This is a genomic window from Microcoleus sp. B13-B6 (genome assembly GCF_036705405.1).
In the GTDB taxonomy this organism is placed as follows: Bacteria; Cyanobacteriota; Cyanobacteriia; order Cyanobacteriales; family Microcoleaceae; genus Microcoleus.
Map to the genome: position 1 here is coordinate 1 of NZ_JAUBUJ010000124.1, position 453 is coordinate 453.

Genomic DNA, 453 nt, shown 5'->3' on the forward strand with positions numbered 1-453 from the left:
GCATTGCCGTCGCTGCTGTCACAGCTAATATCACTGATAACGACATTGCCGGAGTCACAATCACTCCCACTTCTACAACAGCTACAGAAGGCGGTACAACTGGTAGTTATGAAGTAGTTTTAACCTCACAACCCACAGCCGATGTTAGTCTAGCAATTGGTAACACTTCTCAAACCACTACTTCAGCTTCCACACTCACCTTTAATTCAACTAATTGGAATACACCGCAAACCGTAACTGTCACGGCTGTTAATGACACATTAGTGGAAGGAAGTCATACTGGAAGTATTACTCATACTGCAACTTCAGCGGATACAAATTATAGCGGCATTACCGTCGCTGCTGTCACAGCTAATATCACTGATAACGATAGTATTCCCACACCCGAACCCACGCCAACTCCGACACCAGAGGTAACACCAACTCCCACGCCAACTCCGACACCAGAGGTAA

At 46.1% G+C, this 453-nt stretch carries 1 pseudogene; it reads left to right on the top strand.

Features of this window, described 5'->3' with window-relative positions:
- Positions 1–453 (top strand): annotated as a pseudogene (locus QUB35_RS34460) (beta strand repeat-containing protein); the annotation flags it as partial.